The following is a 568-nucleotide window of genomic DNA, read 5'->3' as shown; positions in this document are numbered from 1 at the left end:
GCCTTGATGCCGAGATCTTTCTTCTGCTTCTCGGCGGTGGCGGTCTCGGCGCTTGAGGACACCAGCGAGCGGCGCGCATGCGCCGGCAGATTGGGCAGCGAAATATTCTGGGCGATCGACAGGTCGAGCAGGATGCCGGTGAGCTTGCGGTCTTCCGGCACCAGGAAGATGCCATGCGCGACAGCGTCGGCCGCGGACGCCAGCGCGAGCGGCTTGCCGTCGAGCTCGAGCGCGCCGCCAAGCTTCGAGTCGATGCCGAAGAACACCCGCGCCAGTTCGGTGCGGCCGGAACCGACAAGGCCGGCAAGACCGAGGATTTCGCCGCGCCTGACGTCGAGGTCGACCGGCCGGCCGGGATAGGCCGGTGTGCGGATGGCCTTGGCCGCAAGCGCTACGGCGCCGGGCGCACGCGCAGCTTCGGAGGCTTTTTCGCGCTCCTTCAGCATGCGGCCGATCATCAGCTTGACCATCTGGTCGTGGCCGATGTCGTGCTTGCCCAGCGTACCGGCAAGCATGCCGTCGCGCAGCACGACGACGCGGTCGGCGACGCGCTCGACCTCGTGCAGGC

At 68.3% G+C, this 568-nt stretch carries 1 protein-coding gene; it reads right to left on the bottom strand.

Going from position 1 to position 568, the window contains the following annotated elements; all coding sequences use genetic code 11:
* Positions 1-568: ATP-binding cassette domain-containing protein (locus EN906_RS36490; RefSeq protein ID WP_164777726.1), on the bottom strand; the 568-nt coding region annotated here is incomplete at both ends.

The organism is Mesorhizobium sp. M7A.F.Ca.CA.004.06.1.1 (assembly GCF_003999135.1).
Lineage (GTDB): Bacteria > Pseudomonadota > Alphaproteobacteria > Rhizobiales > Rhizobiaceae > Mesorhizobium.
This window is presented reverse-complemented; position numbering and strand designations above follow the sequence as displayed.